Source organism: Rhizobium sp. B230/85 (assembly GCF_019355735.1).
GTDB classification, from domain to species: Bacteria; Pseudomonadota; Alphaproteobacteria; order Rhizobiales; family Rhizobiaceae; genus Rhizobium; species Rhizobium rhododendri.
In genome coordinates this window covers 253,287-271,844 of the sequence record NZ_CP072158.1, presented here as the reverse complement: position 1 = coordinate 271,844, position 18,558 = coordinate 253,287, and the positions used below count along the sequence as shown (strand labels likewise).

At 62.7% G+C, this 18,558-nt stretch carries 16 protein-coding genes; 5 read left to right on the top strand and 11 right to left on the bottom strand.

The annotated features are described in order from the left end of the window. Positions 1 to 82 precede the first annotated feature (82 nt). Both ligD and J5289_RS26380 read left to right on the top strand, forming a co-directional pair. Positions 83 to 2,764 carry a DNA ligase D gene (gene ligD / locus J5289_RS26385; protein WP_209207527.1) on the top strand — a complete coding sequence of 894 codons (2,682 nt, stop codon included), beginning with the start codon at positions 83 to 85 and terminating at the stop codon, positions 2,762 to 2,764. Further along, positions 2,764 to 3,837 carry an ATP-dependent DNA ligase gene (locus tag J5289_RS26380; RefSeq protein ID WP_142824880.1) on the top strand — a complete coding sequence of 358 codons (1,074 nt, stop codon included), beginning with the start codon at positions 2,764 to 2,766 and terminating at the stop codon, positions 3,835 to 3,837. The genes ligD and J5289_RS26380 overlap by 1 nt, the downstream gene beginning before the upstream one ends. 30 nt (positions 3,838 to 3,867) lie before the next feature. Here the strand turns inward: J5289_RS26380 and J5289_RS26375 are convergent, their stop codons facing one another. Continuing rightward, on the bottom strand, positions 3,868 to 4,803 hold the full coding sequence (locus J5289_RS26375) for a D-2-hydroxyacid dehydrogenase family protein (protein ID WP_209185697.1): 936 nt from the start codon (positions 4,801 to 4,803) through the stop codon (positions 3,868 to 3,870). Between the two features lie 82 nt (positions 4,804 to 4,885). Then, positions 4,886 to 5,461, bottom strand: a complete 576-nt coding sequence (locus tag J5289_RS26370; protein WP_142824878.1) for a transglycosylase SLT domain-containing protein — start codon at positions 5,459 to 5,461, stop codon at positions 4,886 to 4,888. A 122-nt stretch (positions 5,462 to 5,583) separates the two neighbouring features. Here J5289_RS26370 and J5289_RS26365 point away from each other — a divergent pair, with 122 nt between their 5' ends. Beyond that, positions 5,584 to 6,501: an alpha/beta hydrolase gene (locus J5289_RS26365; RefSeq protein WP_247749353.1), complete on the top strand. Its 918-nt coding sequence runs from the start codon at positions 5,584 to 5,586 to the stop codon at positions 6,499 to 6,501. Here the strand turns inward: J5289_RS26365 and J5289_RS26360 are convergent, their stop codons facing one another. The 9 genes from J5289_RS26360 to J5289_RS26320 all read right to left on the bottom strand — a co-directional run bounded on the left by J5289_RS26360 (position 6,502) and on the right by J5289_RS26320 (position 17,006). Continuing rightward, positions 6,502 to 8,502 (bottom strand): CocE/NonD family hydrolase, encoded by a 2,001-nt coding sequence (locus tag J5289_RS26360; RefSeq protein WP_209185698.1) that lies wholly within the window; start codon positions 8,500 to 8,502, stop codon positions 6,502 to 6,504. Positions 8,503 to 8,588: 86 nt separating this feature from the next. Next, on the bottom strand, positions 8,589 to 8,774 hold the full coding sequence (locus J5289_RS26355) for a type II toxin-antitoxin system Phd/YefM family antitoxin (protein WP_142824876.1): 186 nt from the start codon (positions 8,772 to 8,774) through the stop codon (positions 8,589 to 8,591). Between the two features lie 141 nt (positions 8,775 to 8,915). Beyond that, the gene (locus tag J5289_RS26350) at positions 8,916 to 10,547 is read right to left on the bottom strand and encodes an ABC transporter ATP-binding protein (RefSeq protein ID WP_209185699.1); all 1,632 of its coding nucleotides are present in this window, start codon (positions 10,545 to 10,547) and stop codon (positions 8,916 to 8,918) included. Continuing rightward, positions 10,540 to 11,367, bottom strand: a complete 828-nt coding sequence (locus J5289_RS26345) for an ABC transporter permease (RefSeq protein ID WP_142824874.1) — start codon at positions 11,365 to 11,367, stop codon at positions 10,540 to 10,542. The genes J5289_RS26350 and J5289_RS26345 overlap by 8 nt, the downstream gene beginning before the upstream one ends. After that, a complete protein-coding gene (locus tag J5289_RS26340) occupies positions 11,364 to 12,371 on the bottom strand; it encodes an ABC transporter permease (RefSeq protein ID WP_209185700.1) in 1,008 nt (335 codons plus the stop codon). The genes J5289_RS26345 and J5289_RS26340 overlap by 4 nt, the downstream gene beginning before the upstream one ends. A 126-nt stretch (positions 12,372 to 12,497) precedes the next feature. Then, entirely contained in the window at positions 12,498 to 14,087 is a 1,590-nt protein-coding gene (locus J5289_RS26335) for an ABC transporter substrate-binding protein (protein ID WP_142824872.1), read from the bottom strand. Positions 14,088 to 14,199: 112 nt separating this feature from the next. After that, a complete protein-coding gene (locus tag J5289_RS26330; RefSeq protein ID WP_209185701.1) occupies positions 14,200 to 14,478 on the bottom strand; it encodes a hypothetical protein in 279 nt (92 codons plus the stop codon). A gap of 1 nt (position 14,479) precedes the next feature. Then, complete coding sequence (locus J5289_RS26325; protein ID WP_209185702.1) at positions 14,480 to 15,976, bottom strand: carnitine 3-dehydrogenase; 1,497 nt, start codon at positions 15,974 to 15,976, stop codon at positions 14,480 to 14,482. 127 nt (positions 15,977 to 16,103) lie between these two features. Beyond that, the gene (locus J5289_RS26320) at positions 16,104 to 17,006 is read right to left on the bottom strand and encodes a 3-keto-5-aminohexanoate cleavage protein (protein WP_209185703.1); all 903 of its coding nucleotides are present in this window, start codon (positions 17,004 to 17,006) and stop codon (positions 16,104 to 16,106) included. Positions 17,007 to 17,110: 104 nt separating this feature from the next. On the opposite strand from J5289_RS26320, the gene J5289_RS26315 reads away from it, so the two are divergent. Then, positions 17,111 to 18,082: a GlxA family transcriptional regulator gene (locus J5289_RS26315; protein ID WP_209185704.1), complete on the top strand. Its 972-nt coding sequence runs from the start codon at positions 17,111 to 17,113 to the stop codon at positions 18,080 to 18,082. Between the two features lie 98 nt (positions 18,083 to 18,180). After that, positions 18,181 to 18,471, top strand: a complete 291-nt coding sequence (locus J5289_RS26310; RefSeq protein ID WP_209185705.1) for a GIY-YIG nuclease family protein — start codon at positions 18,181 to 18,183, stop codon at positions 18,469 to 18,471. Positions 18,472 to 18,558 lie beyond the last annotated feature (87 nt).

The window sequence follows — 18,558 nt, the reverse complement described above, 5'->3', positions numbered from 1 at the left end:
CGCAGGGGGCGAAAGTGCATCCGGGCACAGAACAAAGGCCACGCGCCTGCGTTGTGTCGATGACGGAACTCTGGAGACACCCATGGTCGGCGACGAAAATCTCAAGACCTATCGCGCCAAGCGAGATTTTAAGAAAACGCAGGAGCCGAGCGGCGAAACGGAGATTGCTGCCTCGAACAGAAGGCGGTTCGTCATCCAAAAGCACGACGCGACGCGGCTTCACTATGACCTGCGCCTGGAACTCGACGGCGTCTTCAAGTCCTGGGCAGTCACCAAGGGTCCGTCTCTCGATCCCGGCGACAAGCGGCTTGCCGTCGAGGTCGAGGACCATCCGCTCGACTACGGCGACTTCGAAGGTACAATCCCGAAAGGCCAGTATGGCGGCGGCACGGTGCTGCTGTGGGACCGCGGATACTGGGAGCCGGAAGGCAGCAAGACCCCGGAAAGAGCGCTTGAAGACGGCGATTTCAAATTCAGTCTCGAAGGCGAAAAGCTGCATGGCAGCTTTGTGCTTGTGCGCATGAAGCATGACCGGAACGGCGGCAAGCGAACCAACTGGTTGCTGATCAAGCATCATGACGATCATGCCGTGGACACCGGCGGCGAGAAAATTCTCGAGAAGGATAGCTCCGTCGCGTCCGGCCGCTCGATGGAAACGATTGCCGCAGGCAAGGGAAAAGCCCCAAAACCTTTCATGCTTGCTAAGAGCACTTCGTCCGCCGGCGCTGTCTGGGACACCAGCGAGGGGCTTGCTGCAGAAGAACGCGCTACCAAAGAGCCAAAGCGCAAGTCAGCCGAGGGCAAGGGCAAGGGCAAGGGCAAGGGCAAAGCCGGCGCAAAGGAAAGCAGCTCCGCAATGCCGGATTTCATACCGCCGCAGCTTTGTGACACGGGCGCACGGCCACCGTCCGGTGAGGGCTGGGTACACGAAATCAAGTTCGATGGTTACCGCATCCAGATGCGGATAGTGGACGGTAGCGTCAGCCTGAAGACCCGCAAGGGCCTCGACTGGACAGACAAGTTCAGCGCGATTGCCCGCGCCGCGGAGGCTCTGCCCGATGGCATCATCGACGGGGAAATCGCCGCGCTCGACAGCCATGGCGCGCCGGACTTTGTTGCCCTCCAGGCAGCCCTCTCAGAGGGAAAAACGGAGAATCTCGTGTTCTTCGCCTTCGATCTGCTATTCGACGGCGAGGAGGATATGCGCGACCGACTTCTTTCCGAGCGCAAGATCCGCCTGAAAAAGGTTATGGACAAAGCAAAGCCCGATCCCCGCATCCGGTTTGTCGAGCATTTCGACACCGGTGGCGACGCGGTTCTGCGCTCTGCCTGCCAGCTTTCCCTCGAAGGCATCATCTCGAAGAAGCTCGACGCTCCCTATCATTCCGGCCGTAGCGCCTCGTGGTCGAAGTCAAAATGCCGCGCCGGCCACGAGGTGGTGGTCGGCGGATGGGCAACGACCAACGGACGGTTCCGTTCGCTGCTGGTTGGCGTCTACAGAGGCGATCATTTCGTCTATGTCGGCCGTGTTGGAACAGGATATGGCGAGGCGAAACTCAAGACGCTCGAACCAAGACTGGAAGCCGTCAAAGCTGACAAATCGCCATTTACCGGCATCGGTGCTCCGCGCAAGGATGCGAGCATTGTCTGGGCAAAGCCGGAGCTCGTCGCCGAAATCGAATTCGCCGGCTGGACGAATGACGGGCAGGTTCGACAGGCGGCGTTCAAGGGCCTGCGCGACGACAAGCCCGCATCCGAGGTCGAGGCCGAAAAGCCTGCATCGCCTGCAAAGGTCGAGGTGCCGCATCCGGACGAGAAAGTCCACGCAACCCGCCGGGGCGCAGCAGCCCGGGCGTCGGTCATGGGCGTGGCGATCTCCCATCCAGACAAGGCCATGTGGCCTGACGCCGGCGATGGCGAGCCGGTCACCAAGCTGGATCTTGCCCAGTATCTGGAGGCAGTCGGTCCATGGATGATGGACCACATTGCCGGTCGGCCGTGCTCGATAATCCGGGCGCCCGACGGCATCGGCGGTGAGCAGTTCTTCCAGAGGCATGCAATGCAGAGCACATCGAACCTGCTGGATCTCGTCACCGTATCAGGCGATCGCAAGCCCTATCTCGAAATCGACCGCATCGAAGGCCTTGCCGCGGTAGCCCAAGTCGCGGCACTCGAGCTGCATCCCTGGAATTGCCTGCCGAAAAAACCCGAAGTGCCCGGAAGACTGGTATTCGACCTCGATCCCGGCCCTGACGTGCCATTCTCGACCGTAGTCGAGGCTGCGCGCGAGTTGCGCGACCGGCTCGAGGAGCTAGGCCTTGTCAGCTTCTGCAAGACAACCGGCGGCAAAGGCCTGCACGTCGTCACACCTTTGTCGGAAGGCAAGACGGCGCTGACATGGCCGGAGGCGAAGACCTTTGCCCACGACCTCTGTCTTCAGATGGCCCATGACGCCCCCGACCGCTACGTCGTCAACATGGCAAAGAAGCTTCGCAACGGACGCATCTTCCTCGATTACCTGCGCAACGACCGCATGGCGACGGCAGTCGCCCCGCTTTCGACACGCGCGAGACCGGGCGCGACGGTGTCGATGCCGATCCTGTGGTCGCAGGTCAAGTCCGACCTCGACCCGAAACGCTTCACCATCCGCACCGTGCCCGCCCTGCTGAAGAAGAGCTCGGCCTGGGAAGACTACAACGACGGCGCTCGCCCGCTCGCCCCGGCGGTAAAGCGCCTCGCAAAATCGCGCGCGGACGCGGCCTGATGGCGGTGAAGGCAGGCCGGAAAGGCAAAAAGGCTGATGTCAGCAAGGGTGACCTGCTCGGCATCGCGCTCGACACATCACCCATGGAGGCGCGCTCCGCCGAGGCGTTGCCGCAGGGCGATGGCTGGCAATACGAACCGAAGTGGGATGGCTTCCGCTGCCTCGCGTTCAAAAATGGCGAGGAAGTCGCGCTTCATGCGAAATCCGGCAAACCGCTCGGACGCTACTTTCCCGAAGTTCTCGCCCTGCTGGCCGAGATTCCGGCCGAGCGATTTATCATCGACAGCGAGTTGGTGATCGAAATCGACGGTCACCTCTCGTTCGAGGCCCTGCAGATGCGCCTCCATCCGGCGGAAAGCCGCATTCGAAAGCTCGCCGCTGCCACGCCCGCTCGCCTCGTCATGTTCGACATGCTGCTGTCTTCGGACGGAATGCCGTTGGTCGACCTGCCGATGTCCGAGCGCCGTAGCGCACTCGAAAGCTTCGCAAAGCAGAATCCCCGTCCGCGACAGATGGTACTGTCGCCCTTCACGACCGACCTTACCCAGGCTGAGCGCTGGCTTTCGTCGTCGGGAAACAGTGCCACCGACGGCGTCGTCGCCAAACGCCGAGACGGCGCCTACGAGCCGGGCATCCGCGCGATGCTGAAAGTGAAACGCCTGCGCACCGCCGACTGTGTCATCGGCGGCTTCCGGTACGAGAGCAACAGCGCCGAAGTCGGCTCGCTGCTGCTCGGCCTCTACAACGAGGACGGCAAGCTCGATCACGTCGGCTACACCTCGACAATTTCGGACGAGGAACGACCGGATCTCACAAAACAGCTCGAGGCGCTGCAGGCACCACCGGGTTTTGCTGGCAAGGCGCCGGGCGGCCCCAGCCGCTGGACGACCGAGCGCAGCGCCGCGTGGCAGCCGCTGCGGCCGGAGCTTGTCGTGGAAGTCCGCTTCGACCAGGTGACAGGCCGACGTTTCCGGCACGGAACGACGCTGGTGCGCTGGCGACCGGACAAGGACCCGCGCCAGTGCACATTCGAGCAGATCGCACCGCCTCTTGCACCGGACGAGGTCGATTAGGGGCCGGGACAAACCGTCCCGTCACGAAGGCTAGCCGGCGTTCGCGGTCAGCCACTCGCTAACATGGGAAACGGTATCGCCGTAGAACGTCTCGTACAGCGACTGCGAGACGTAGCCGATATGCGGGGTGGCCAGGACATTGGGCAGTGTCCGGAATGGATGATCCGGCAACATCGGCTCGACGTCGAAGACATCCACCGCAGCACCGGCGATGGCCTTGCGCTCGAGCGCATCGATCAGCGCCGCCTCCGTGACGATAGGGCCGCGCGAGGTATTGATGAGGAAGGAGGAAGGCTTCATCAGCGCAATCTCGTCGGCCCCGACCAGTCCGCGACTGCGATCGCTGAGCACCAGATGCACGCTCAGGAAATCGGAATGCCGGAACAGCGCCTCTTTCGAGACCAGCGTCGTCCCGAACTGTTCGGCCTTTTCAGCCGTCAGGTTCTGGCTCCAGGCGATGGTCTTCATGCCGAATGCGTGGGCGATGGTGGCGACCCGTGAGCCGACATTGCCAAGCCCGAGCAACCCGAGCGTCTTGCCGTTGAGATCGTAACCGATCGAACGCTGCCAGCCGCCGGATCGAAGCGAGGCATTCTCGCTGGCGACGTGACGGGCAACGCCGAGGATCAGCGCCCATGTCATTTCCACGGTCGCCGTCGATGCATAGCCCGTGTGCTTGACGACGATGCCGCGTTCCGCCGCAGCTCCAACATCGATCGAGGCATTGCGCGCGCCTGTCGAGACGATGAGCTTCAGGTTGGGCAATTGTGCCAGCAACTCGGCCGGCATCGGCGTGCGTTCGCGCATGACGCAGATCACATCGAACGGCGCCAGCCGCCGGACGAGTTTCTGCCGGTCGGCGAGGTGATCGTTGAAGACGGTGACCTCCGCCCGCCTGGTCACATCGGACCAGTCTGCAAGCGTCAGGGCCACATTCTGATAGTCGTCGAGGACTGCGATTTTCATCTCTGTTCCTTCAAGGGCTGATAAGCCTAACCTAGGAACGAAGAGCCGTTTTCACAGGGCCGAAACGTCGGACGGCGGCCGATCAGCCGCCGCAGGTGCGCAGCTGGCTGTTGTAGGTCGAGGCAATGCCGGCGGCCCGGCGGGCGGTGCGCTGAAGCTCGCCATTGGAGCGGAAGCTGCCGCGGCTGTAGCCGTCATGGCCGACATAATAGGCCATGTAGAGATTGTAGGTATCGTTCAGCGCGATGCCGTTCTGGAGATGACTTTGCGCATGGTACCAGCCGATGAAATTGATCGCGTCGGCAAAATTGGTCCGTCGGGCCGACCAGTGGCCGGTCGCCCGCTGGTAGCGCGACCATGTTCCATCGAGAGCCTGGGCATAACCGTAGGCGCTCGAAGGCCGCGTCCATGGGATGAAACCGAGCAATAGTGTGCGCGGTGGCCGTGCATAGGGCTGGAAACCGGATTCGACGTAGATCGTCGCCATCAGCACCGGCACGGGGACTCCGTACTCGCGCGAGGCTTTGTCAGCTGCACGTCGCCAGTTGTTGAAAAGGCCGTCGCGCTGCTCGAAAATCGCGCAGCTGTTGCGGATCTGATGGGGCGCCGTCGCGCAACTGGACAACACGACAAGGGCGGCGATAAACAATTTACGCATCGCAAACTCACTCTCTTCCGAGAGATGAATAAGCGGTAAACGTTAAAAACGGGTTTTTATCGAGTCCGGGAATCGCACAGCGTGATTTTTGGCGAAATGCGCCTGCAAACGGGGAGAAGACAATGCCGGAAACCATCCGCCCGATGCCAGGCGAGGCAGGCATCCTCGAATTCCTGCAGCTGTGCGACAGCTTCTACCCGGCCGATGCCGTCGATGCGTCGATTGGCCAGCAGCGTCTCTGGTACGATGCACTCTGCGCCCAGTTCGAGAGGCGAATGCCGGACGGCATGACGGCAGAAGATTGCCCGATTGGCACCGTCCCGACCCGTCGATATCGCCCCGCCGACGTGCGGACGTCGACGAAACTGCTCTATCTGCATGGCGGCGGCTATGTCGTCGGCTCGCTGTCGAGCCATCATTCGATCTGCGCCGAGATCGCCGACGCTGCGGGCGTCGAACTGATTGCCGTCGATTACCGCCTGGCCCCGGAACATGTGTGGCCGGTGCAGACGGACGATTGCTTCACGGTGCTGAAGCTGCTGCTCGGCGATGGCGAGACGGTTGTCGTCATCGGCGACAGCGCCGGCGGCAACCTCGCGGCAGGCCTGACGCTCAGGGCACGCGACGAAGGGCTGGATGGGATCGTCGGCCAAGTGCTTATCTACCCGGCGCTCGGCGGCGACCTCGTCTCGGGCTCCTACCAGGAGATGGCAGACGCTCCGGGGCTAACGACCGCCGATCTCGCCTATTATCGCGCCATCCTCAAGGCGCCTGCAGACGAGCCTGTCGCTCATCCGCTGCTAGCCCGGACCTGTGCGGGCCTGCCGCCAGCCTACATCACGGTCGCCCATTTCGATCCGCTGCGCGACGACGGAAGACTTTATGCCGGACGGCTTGCCGCTGACGGCGTCGAGATCTGGTTCCGCGAGGAGCCGCAGATGGTGCATGCCTGGCTCCGGGCCCGCCATATGAGCAACGGCGCACAGGCAGGCTTTCGCGCAGTCTGCATCGCGGTCAGCCGATTTGCCGACACGCTCTGATCACATCATGTCGCGCGGCACGGCCTTGTCGAAGGTCTTTTCGAAGACCTTCGCATCGCCCTCGTAGCCGATGACCGAACCGCCGATCAGCCATTCCGTCGCCGTGCAGGCAATCGTCGCGGTCGAGACGGTGCGGACGAACCAGCCGGGCCGCTGCATGTCGCAGGTCCACACCGATTTGCCCTTCATCGACAACGGATCGTTGGCGGAGATCGACCACACCTCGTCGCGCAGCTGGCGCGTCGACAGGCCGGTGCCGGGATGCTCGAACAGGCCGGTGTCTTCATAAACGCAGTAATCGGTGCGACCGGCGGAGAGATCGCGCACCACCTGGCGCTTCGTCTCGCTCGGCTTGTGCTCGATATACTTCGGCAGCGGATCGGGGTTATCCGGCTGCTTCATCTCGAACATCTGGTGCTCGCCGAGCAGCGGCATCGCAAGGCCTATAGAGGCGAGATCGATGGTCACGCCTTCGTCGACGGGTGGCGGCAGCAGCATCGGCCAGTAGGCAGTCGACAGCGACAGGCGGATGCGGTGGCCGGCCTGGAAGCGATAGCCGCAGGCATCGAGCACCAGACGGATCTGCGTCGGCTCGCCCGGCACCATCGGCTGCGGCTCGGCATTACTGTCACGATGGGCGAGATTGAGAACGCCGAAGGTCACTCGCGTCGCGGTACCGTCCGGATGGATATCGACGATGCGGGCGCAGAGATTGGCAAGCTCGGCGTTAGCGCGGACCGTCAGCGTCAGTTCGGGGCGCCCGAGGAAATCATGGGCTTCCGTCAGCACCGGTGTCTGGAACACCAGCGAGCCACCATCGTCGCCGCGCTGGTCGAGTGCCATCTCGGCATCCGGCTTGAGGGTGAACCATTCGCCGGATGCGGTGCCCGTGTCGAGCGGCGACTTCAGGAAGACCGGGTGCTCCGGCGCATGCGGGATCGGCATCCCTTCCATCAGCGCCCCGAACTGCTCGACATAGAAGCACTGCATATCCGGTTGCTGCCATTCGGGCTTGGAAACCCAGAAGCCGGGATCGACATCGCGGCGGGTCGCAGGCTTCGGGGCATCGAGCATGAAGGCACGCACCTGCGGCAGGTTTTCGATACCGTTGTCCTCGCCGCGCAGCCAGCGGTTCCACCAGGCAATTGCCTCGCCATGGAAATCGGCACGCGGTTTCGGCCAGGCGAAATGTGGATATTTGTGCACCCAGGGGCCGATCAGCGCCTTGGCCTTGTCGCCCAGTCCCTCAACGGCTTTCAGCGGCGTATTGCGGTAACCATCGGCCCACCCGGCGATTACAAGGGCCGGAACCTTGAAGGCCGAGAAATCGTCGCCGATCGATCCATGTTGCCAGAATGCGTCGCGACGCTGGTGCTGCAGCCACTCCTCCATGAAGAACGGCTCGTTCTCCAGCCGCTCCATCCACATCTCGCGCCAGCGCTCGCCGACGATCTCGGGGTCGGGCGCACGTGACTGGTAGGCGAGCATGGTCGCTGCCCAGGAGAGCTGCGCCGACAGATGGCAGCCGTCCTTGTAGTGAATGTCGTCATTATAGCGATCGACGGTCGAGGCGATCGAGATCACCGCCTTCAGCGCCGGCGGATTGAGGGCTGCCACCTGCAGGCAGTTGAAGCCGCCCCAGGAAATCCCCATCATGCCGACAGACCCGTTCGACCACGGCTGGGCGGCAATCCAGGCGATCAGCTCGCAGGCATTGGCGAGCTCCAGCTCGGTATATTCGCCATCGATGACGCCATCGGATTCGCCCGACCCCCGGATATCGACGCGCACCCCGGCAATGCCGGCAGCCGCAAACACTGGATAGGTGGATTCGTCTCGCGGGCTGGTTCCATCACGCTTGCGATACGGCAGGAACTCGAACACCGCCGGCACCGGATCCGCCTCGGCATTGTCGGGCATCCAGATACGGGCAGCGAGCCGCGTGCCGTCGGCAAGCGTGATCCACTGGTTTTCGATGACGGTGAAGGGGCGGTCAGTCATGGCATTCCAATTCCAAGGCAATAGTCAAAGGCGATAATCAGATGTCGAAGAACTTGATAGGTATCAGTCTTTCGTTCCAGCAATAGCTACTCGTGCATGACCCCTGCCTCAGCACTCAGCCGAACGCCTGGAAGATTTTGATAGTCATCATAGGATAGAATGACCGCCGACTTTTCGCCATCGCGGGTGATGATGGTGGGCTTGCTTTTCAATGCGTCTTTAACGAGGGCGGACAATTTTTCCTGTGCCTTCTGAAGTTCAATCTCACGCATGTTGCACCTCCAAAGAGTATAGTTGATCTTACCACCGCGCCCTGTCCTTTCACGGCGCAGACGCGCCGTGGCTGGATACCTGTGACGGGCACAGTATGAGGGAGACTTTGAGCCAGCGCCGACAGCCACCAGCATCATAGCTCAATTCCCTGCGCTCTCCATCTTCCGCGTCGTCAGCACCTTCTCCAGCCAGCCGATCTCCATTTCCGGCACCGATTTCAGCAACAGGTCGGTGTAGTCGTCGAAGGGTGGGGCGAGTACCGTCGATTTCGGCCCGAACCGTACCAGCTTGCCACGATGCATGACGGCAACGCTGTCGGCGATGGCGCGGACGATAGCGATGTCGTGGGTGATGAAGATGTAGGAAAGCTGCTTTTCCTCCTGCAGCTTCATCAAAAGGCTCAGAATGCCTTCTGCCACCAATGGATCCAGCGCTGAGGTCGGCTCGTCGCAAAGGATCAGCTCCGGATTGGCAGCAAGGGCGCGGGCGATGGCGACGCGCTGCTTCTGGCCGCCGGACAGTTCGGCCGGATAGCGGTCGACGAAGCCGGTTCCCATCTCGATCTGCTCAAGCAACTCTTTCACGCGGGCCGTTTTTGCAGCTCCACGCAGGCCATAATAGAAGGTCAGGGGCCGGCCGATGATGTCACGGACGGTCTGGCGCGGGTTCATCGCCGTGTCGGCCATCTGGTAGATCAGCTGGATGCGTCGAAGGTCGTCGTTCGAGCGACCTTTCAGGGCAGGGGACAGCATTTTATCGCCGAACGAGACACTGCCCTGCTGGGGCGGTAGCAGGCCGGTAATGACGCGTGCCAGCGTCGACTTTCCGGAACCGGATTCGCCGACGATCGCCAGCGTCTGACCCTTCGGCACATGCAGCGTGACGTCAAACAGCACCTTGAAGCCGTTGGAATAGCCGGCAGTGATATTCTCGACCTTCAGCAGCGTGCCGGTCTGGACGGCAGCCTCGGTCCGCAGCGCCTGGCGGACGTTGACGAGCGCCTGGGTATAGGCCTCGCGCGGCGCCTCGATGATCTGCTGGGCGGTGCCGTATTCCACCGTCTTGCCGTGGCGCAGCACCATGATGTCGTCGGAAATCTGGGCAACGACGGCAAGGTCGTGGGTGATGTAGAGGGCCGCCGTGTTGGTGGCCTCAATGGCGTGCTTGATGGCGGCAAGCACGTCGATCTGGGTCGTCACGTCGAGCGCCGTGGTCGGCTCGTCAAAGACGATCAGCTCCGGGTTGGAACACAGTGCCATGGCGGTCATGGCGCGCTGCAATTGCCCGCCGGAGACCTGATGCGGATAGCGCTCGCCAAACGTCTCGGGGTTGGGCAGGCCGAGGACGCGGAACAGATAGAGCGCGCGGGTCCGGGCCTCTTCCTTGGTCATCAGGCCGTGCTTTACGGAGGCCTCGATGACCTGTCCGCCGAGCCGGTGCGCTGGATTGAAGGCGGCCGCCGCCGATTGTGCCACGTAGCAGACGCGGGCGCCGCGCACCCGGCGGATGCCGGATTTGCCGAGCGCCAGAAGGTTCTCACCGTCGAGCAGCACTTCCCCGCCGGTGATTTCTGCACCCCCGCGACCGTAGGCAAGTGCCGACAGGCCGATGGTCGACTTGCCCGCGCCGGATTCGCCGATAAGGCCGAGCACCTTGCCCTTGGCGAGATCGAAAGAGACATCGTCGACGATAGTCACGCGCTTCGGCGGCTCGCCGGGCGGATAGCTGGTGGCCTCGATCTTCAGGCCGCGTACCGAAAGCAGCTCAGGCATCGCCACGTCCTCCCTTGAGGCTGGACGTCCGCTTCAACAGCCAGTCGACCACCAGATTGACACAGATGGCGAGCGCCGCGATGGCCCCGCCGGGCAGAAGCGCTGCAGAAATGCCGAAGATGATGCCGTCCTTGTTGTCCTTCACCATGCCGCCCCAGTCTGCAGTCGGCGGCTGGATGCCGAGACCGAGGAAGGAGAGTGTGGAAAGAAAGAGGATTGCGAAGGCAAAGCGCAGGCCGAATTCAGCCAGGAGCGGCGACAGCGTGTTTGGCAGGATTTCGCGGAAGATGATCCAGATCTTGCCTTCGCCACGCAGCTTTGCCGCCTCGACGAACTCCATCACCGCCACGTCGAGCGCCACCGCCCGACCGAGACGGTAGACGCGGGTACTGTCGAGAATAGCCATGACCAGGATCAGCACGACCAGGTTCTGCGGCAGCACCGCCAGAACCACCAGCGCGAAAATCAGCGTCGGGATCGACATCATCAGATCGTTGAAGCGCGACAGCACGGTGTCGATCACGCCGCGCGAGACGGCTGCGGTAAACGACAGGATGATGCCGAGCGAGAACGAGATCAGCGTCGCACCGAGCGCCACGGACAGCGTCGTACGGGCGCCGAAGATCAGCCGAGAGAGAATGTCTCGGCCGAGATTGTCGAGCCCGAAGTAGAATTGCCCGTCGGCCGGCGCCCAGACCTCGCCGACGACCTCGGTCTCGCCATGCGGAGCGATCCACGGGGCGAATATGGCGCAGACCAGCGCCAGCAGGATGCCTGCCATGCCGACCCAGGCGGTGATGGGGATCTCTCTCAATCTCATCGCGGATGCCTCAGACGGGGGTTGGCGACAATGGCAAGGATGTCGGCCACCATGTTCAAGAGGATGTAGACGGCAGCGAAGATCAGGCCGCAAGCCTGGACGACGGGCATGTCGCGCACCGTCACGGCGTCCACCATGTACTGGCCCATGCCGGGATAGACGAACACCACCTCGACCACGACAACGCCGACGACGAGATAGGCAAGGTTCAGCGCCACGACGTTGATGATCGGCGCCAGCGCATTCGGCGCCGCATGCCGGACGATCGAGCGGAAGGCGCTGAGGCCTTTCAGTTCAGCCGTCTCCATATAGGCCGACGACATCACCGAGAGGATCGCTGCCCGCGTCATCCGCATCATGTGGGCGAGCACGACGAGAACCAGCGTCGCCGTCGGCAGGGCAATTGCCTGCAGCCGGTCATAGAGGCTCATTTCGGCATAGACGGTGGCCGGGAAGGTAGCGACTCCGAATTTCACGGCGAAGAACATGATCAGCAGGTAGCCGATGAAAAACTCAGGCAGCGAGATCGCCGCCAGCGACACGATGTTGATGATCTTGTCCGGCATCCGGTTGCGGAAATGCACCGACAGCATGCCGAGCCCGACGGCCAGCGGCACGGAGATCAATGCCGCAAATCCGGCGAGAAACAGCGAATTGCCGAGCCTGAGGCCGATCTGCTCGCTGACCGAATTCTGGCTCGCCCAGGAGGTACCGAAGTCGCCGACCATGGCATGGCCGAGCCACGACAGATAGCGCGACAGGAGCGGCTGGTTGAGGCCCAGCTGATCGCGGATGTTGGCGATTGCCTGAGGCGTCGCCGACTGGCCGAGATAGGTCGAGGCGAAATCGCCGGGCAGCGCCTGGAGGCCGACGAAGATCAGCAGCGAGACGGCAAACAGCAGGACGATGCTGAGGATGAGACGCTCGAGGATCAGCGCCGCCAGTGGAAACTTCTCGCGCAGCCTGCGGCCGGGAAGACCGTCGGTGTCGATCGAATTGGACATGGGCGGACCGCCTTTTCTGAACCGGATAGGGCTTTTCTGAAACGTGGAGGGCAGGATCGGGGGCGAGACGCCCGACGATCCACACGCCAGTCTGGCGGGCGGCGCATAGGCCGCCCGGTTTCAGTCTCAGGCGTCGAGCCAGACGCGGGTGGCGACATAGCCGTTCGACATGTCGTTGCCGATGTCCTGCACATAGTTCATCAGCTTCTTCGAACCGGCGTTCACGAAGTCGTTGAACATCGGCAGGATGGTGCCGCCTTCGTCGCGGACCATCATGGCCATCTGGCGATAGAGGTCCTTGCGCTTGGTCTCGTCCAGTTCGGCACGGGCCGATACCAGCAGCTTGTCGAAATCCGGGCGCTTGAAACGGGTATCGTTCCAGTCGGCGGTGGACAGGTAGGCGCCGGAGTAGAACTGGTCCTGTGTCGCGCGGCTGCCCCAGTAGGAGGCGCTGAACGGCTGCTTGTTCCAGACGTTGGTCCAGTAGCCATCGGCCGGCTCGCGCTTGATCTCGAGGTTGATGCCAGCCTTCTTGGCGCTCTGCTGGAACAGCACGGACGCATCGACGGCGCCGGGGAAGGCAACTTCCGAGGTCCGCATCAGGATCGAGCCGTCGTGGCCGGACTTCTTGTAGTGGAACTTCGCTTTGTCTGGATCGTACTTGCGCTGCTCGATGCCGTCTGGGAACAGCGCATAGGTGCTGTTGATCGGGAAGTCGTTGCCGAGCGAGCCGTAGCCGCCAAGGATGCGCTTGACCATTTCCTCGCGGTCGATGGCGTATTTCAGCGCGAGACGCAGGTCGTTGTTGTCGAACGGTGCGGTGTCGCAGTGCATGATGAAGACGTAGTGACCGCCGCCGGCCGTCGTCAGAAGCTGGACGTTCGGGGCGCGTTTCAGAAGGTTGACCGTCTTTGGATCGATGCGGTTGATACAGTGGACCTGGCCGGAGGTGAGGGCGGCGACGCGGGCTGTCGCGTCGTTCATGGTGATCAGCTCGACGCTGTCGACATAACCGCGATCCGTGCGCCAGTCGTTCGGGTTCTTCTCGAAGGTCATGCGCACGCCGGCCTGGAAATTGGCCACCTTGTAGGCGCCGGTGCCGATCGCCGCCGTCGGGTTGTCCATGCCGCCGTTCGGCTGGATGACGAGGTGGTAGTCGGTCAGGAGCGCCGGCATGTCGGCATTGCCCTGGTCGAGGGTGATGACGAGATCGCCGTTCTGGTTCTCGATCTTGGTCAGCGACTTCATCATGCCAAGAGCGCCGGACTTCGACTTCTCGTCGGAATGGCGGTGCAGGGTGGCGACGACGTCGTCGATGGTCATTTCCTTGCCATCGTGGAACTGCACGCCCTTGCGGATCTTGAAGGTCCAGATCTTGGCGTCAGGCGACGATGTCCAGGATTCGGCGAGCGCCGGAAGTGGCTTGCGTGTCTGCGGATGGGTCTCCACCAGCGTGTCGCCCCAGGTGCGCACGGCAACAAACATGACCTGCGAGGTAGCCGAGGCCGGGTCGATGCTGTCGGTCGACGATCCGCCCTCCAGCCCGAGCTTCAGGTGGCCACCCTTTTTCGGCGTCTGCGCCATGGCGCTGGTGGCAAACATCGCGTCGGCGGCGGCAAGCGTGATACCGGCGGCCATGGCGCGACCCATGAATTCGCGGCGGTTCATGCCCCCCGAGGTGACACGACCGGTCAGATATTTCGTAAACTCGCTCATTCCCTGTTCCTCTTCTCTGGTTGTTATTAGACTTCGTATCCCGGCTGCCGTTTTCGGCGTTGACTTCCCGGTCCGATCCATTGCCGACGACTATACGGAGATAGCAGCCAATTCAAACCCTTGATCGATCTCCCTGATAAATTCGCTGCATCTTTTCGTAACCGGATGCGCGGCAATCCTCGACGTTTAACGGCGGAACGGCTGCCCGCCCGCCATCGGTTTCGCCTTTCAGTAATGGCGGGTTCACCACCGATTGCAGCGGTTGGACGCGACAGAAACTACCCCCGATGCGACGATGCGGACCGGCATCCCTGCCAATCCGCCCATCGGTTTCAAAGCTGTTGCCGCGCGGCCCAAATCCCGCGCCGGCGGCACCGATTGCGATATCCATCCTACCCCTGTCGTTTCTGCCCGACATGCCGTCCCGCACCCTCCGGCGGGGGAAGCGTCGCATGGGCATCGGCGATGGCCATGATTCTGTTCAGGATATTTTCCGGCGCCGGCATCGCCTTGCCCGCCTTGGAATCCACATGCAGCAGCATCTGCTCTGCGGTGGCGATCGCATCGCCTGTCTCGCTGTTGTGGATGGTGTGGAAAACCTGCAGCCGCTTGTCGTCGGCCGAGAGAATCTGGCAGGTGGCATGGATCGGCTGTCCGAGTTTCGCTTCACCGAGATGCCGGATATGGGTCTCGACGGTGTAGTAGCTGTGACCGTCCCGGACATAGGCGAGATCGACGCCGACGAGCCGCAGCAGCGCATCCGACGTGTCGCCGAACACCTGCAGATAGCGGTGTTCCGTCATGTGGCCGTTATAGTCGACCCAGGCCGGGCTGACCTTGGTCTCGACCAGCTTCAGCGGCCCTGCGGTGTCGTGCCGGGCGTTGCTCCCGCCGCCCTCGGCCCAGAGGCCATCCTCGAATTCCTTCAGCAGCTTGCCGGCACCCCAGCCATTGCCGCCGTCGCCGCCCTTCAGCGTCTGCAGAATGCCGACGAGGTTTTCGTCACGGATGCGTTCGAGTTCGCGGATCGAGCGGCCGCCGGCCTGTTCGTCCGATTGCCGGCCGATCTTTTCCACCAGCGCGTCGTCGAGATCGACGACGTCGGTAAGCTTGCTCCAGGGCCAGGCGAGGCACGGGCCGAACTGCGCGAGGAAATGCCGCATGCCGGCCTCGCCCCCGGCAATGCGATAGGTCTCGAACAGCCCCATCTGCGCCCACCGCAGGCCAAAGGAATAGCGGATGACATCGTCGAGCGTCTCGACCGTGCAGATATCGTCCCTGATCAGCCACAGCGCCTCGCGCCACAGGGCCTCCAGCAGGCGGTCGCCAACAAATGCCTCGATCTCCTTAGCAATATGGACGCCCTTCATGCCGATAGGCACCAGCCAGTCCATTGCCGCCCTGATCGTTTCGGCCGTAGTCTTCTCGCCGCCGACGATCTCGACCAGCGGCAACAGGTAGACCGGGTTGTAGGGATGGGCGACGAACAGGCGTTCCGGATGGCGCATGTCGCGCTGCAATTCGCTCGGCAGCAGGCCCGAGGTCGAGGAGCCGATCAGCGCGTCCGGCCGGGCCGCCGCATCGATCTGGTTGAGTACGCCGCGCTTCAGGTCGAGCCGCTCCGGCACGCTCTCCTGGATCCAGTCCGCATCGGCAACCGCCTCCTCGAGGCTTGCCGTGAACGTCAGCCGACCCCGTGCCGGCAGCGGCGCCCCGGTCAGCATCGCATAGGCCCGCTCGGCATTGGCCAGCACTTCGCCGACAATGCGCCGGGCGTCCGGATGCGGGTCGAACACCTTGACGTCGACACCGGCCAGCAGAAACCGGGCGATCCATCCCCCGCCGATAACGCCACCGCCGATGCAGGCCGCTCTGGTGATTTTGGTCATGATAGTTCCTGCCATGCTCTAAATTCCCTCATCCGACCCTTCGGGCAACATCCTCTCCGCCTGCCCTTCTCCCCCGGGGAGAAGGTGGCCGAAGGCCGGATGAGGGCCGTTAGCCGGACCCATATTCCTACCGCTTCGTCAGCTTCAGCTTGCGCCGCACCTCGTCCGGCCCGATGATCCGGCCGCCCATGCCTTCGACGACGGTGACCGCTTTTTCGACCAGCTGCTCATTGGTGGCGAGCTTGCCCTTGCCGACATAGAGATTATCCTCCAGCCCGACGCGGACATTGCCGCCGGCAAGGATGGCGGCGGCCGGATAGGCCATGGCGTTGCGGCCGATCGAAAAGGCCGAAAATGTCCAGCTCGGCGGCACGTTGTTGACCATCGCCATAAATGTATTGAGATCGTCGGGCGCGCCCCAGGGGATGCCCATGCAGAGCTGGATCAACACCGGGTCCTCGATCAGGCCTTCCTCGACCAGCTGCTTGGCAAACCACAGGTGGCCAGTGTCGAAGGCCTCGATCTCCGGGCGGACGCCGAGATCGGTCATCTTCTTCGCCATGGCGCGCAGCATGGCGGGCGTGTTGGTCATCACGTAGTCGCCGAGCGAGAAATTCATCGTGCCGCAGTCGAGCGTGCAGATTTCCGGCAGGCACTCGGCGACGTGGGCAACACGGTCCGTGGCGCCGCCCATGTCGGTGCCGACAGGATTGAGCGGCAGCGGATTTTCGACATCGCCGAAAATCATGTCGCCGCCCATGCCGGCCGTCAGGTTCAGCACGACGTCGACCTCGGAGGCACGGATGCGGTCCGTGACCTCCCGGTAAAGCTCGATGCGACGGCTGCCAGCACCGGTTTCGGGATCGCGAACATGGCAATGGACGATGGCAGCGCCAGCCCTTGCGGCATCGATGGCGGATTCGGCGATCTGCTTCGGGGTAACCGGCACATGGGCGGACTTCGAAGCCGTATCGCCGGCACCGGTGACGGCACAGGTGATGAACACATCGCGATTCATGGCAAGAGGCATTTGGGGGTCTCCATTGGTTGACCGGATTACGCGGCATGACGGAGAGGATTGCTTTGCATTTTCGGAAGTAGATTATACATTATCGGAAACGGACCCCGATCCCTATGCTGACCTCGTCGAACGCCCCGCTGGATATCGACCTGCTGATCCTGCCGGAGACCAACCTGATCCTGATTGCCTCGGTCATCGAGCCGCTGCGGGGCGCCAACCGCATTGCCGGCAGCGAGATCTACCGGTGGCGATTGTTCACCCCCGACGGCGCTCCGGTGCAGACGACGAGTAATATCCAAATCCCCGTAGACGCCGCCTTCCGTCCGGCCAGGGAGACGACGCCGCTGTTCGTGCTCGGCGCCTACAACTGGCAGCGGAGCGCCACGCCGGCCCTGAAGATGCAGCTGTCCCAGACCGCGCGTTATCGCACGGTCATCGCCGGCATCGAATCCGGGACATGGCTGCTGGCGGAAGCAAGCCTGCTCGACAACGTGGCGGCCACGACCCATTGGGAGGATTTCGACGATTTTGCCGCGGCCTATCCGCAGGTGCGGATGGTGCGCGAGCGCTTCGTCATCGACGGCAAGCGCATCACCACCGGCGGCTCGCTGCCAACCGTCGACCTGATGCTCGAAATCATCCGGCGGCGGCAGGGCTATTCGCTGGCACTGGAGGTAACCCGGCTGTTCATCTACGAGCAGGCCGGTTCCCGCAGCAACACGCAGGTCATGCCTTCGACGGCGGCGTTCGGGATGAACGATCCCCGCGTCGCCCACGCGGTGCGGCTGATGGAGGAGACCGTCGAGCAGCCCCTGTCGCTCGCCCGCCTCGCCAGGCGCGCAGGGCTCAGCGCCCGCCATCTGCAAACGCTGTTCCGCGAAAGCGTCGGCGTTGCGCCCCACGTCCACTACCTCGCGCTCCGCCTCAACGCCGCCCGCCGCAAGGTGATCGAGACACCCGCCACCTTCGCCGACATCGCCGCCGCCACCGGCTTCAACTCCGCCTCAGCCTTTTCCCGCAGCTACCGCACCCAATTCGCCGAAAGCCCCTCCCAAACCCGCAACCGCATCGGCCGGAGGGTTTGAGCGGGGGCCATGGGACAAGAAAGGAGAAGAATATCGGCGGGTAACCAGGCTTCAATTTTTGATTGTACCTATTGATATACTCGCGCAAAGATACGGCGATGAAAGGCTACGTCTACATACTCGCATCGAAACGCAACGGTACGCTTTACATCGGCGTGACGCGGGATATGGCCGGCCGGCTTTACGACCACCAGAATGAACTGACCCCCGGCTTCACCTCGCGACACGGTGTGAAAACGCTGGTCTGGTTCGAGGAGCACGATCTGCTGACAGCCGCGATCATCCGCGAGAAAACGATGAAAAAGTGGCCCCGACAATGGAAGCTAAACCTGATCGAGACCACCAACCCGGATTGGCAAGACATCTCCCACTATCTTCACGGCCTGTAGAACGGTGGAAACCCGGCACGACGGCGCTGGAGTCGCACACAAGCGGTAACCCTCGCACGTGTAGGCTCGTCACAAGCATAGGTGTGT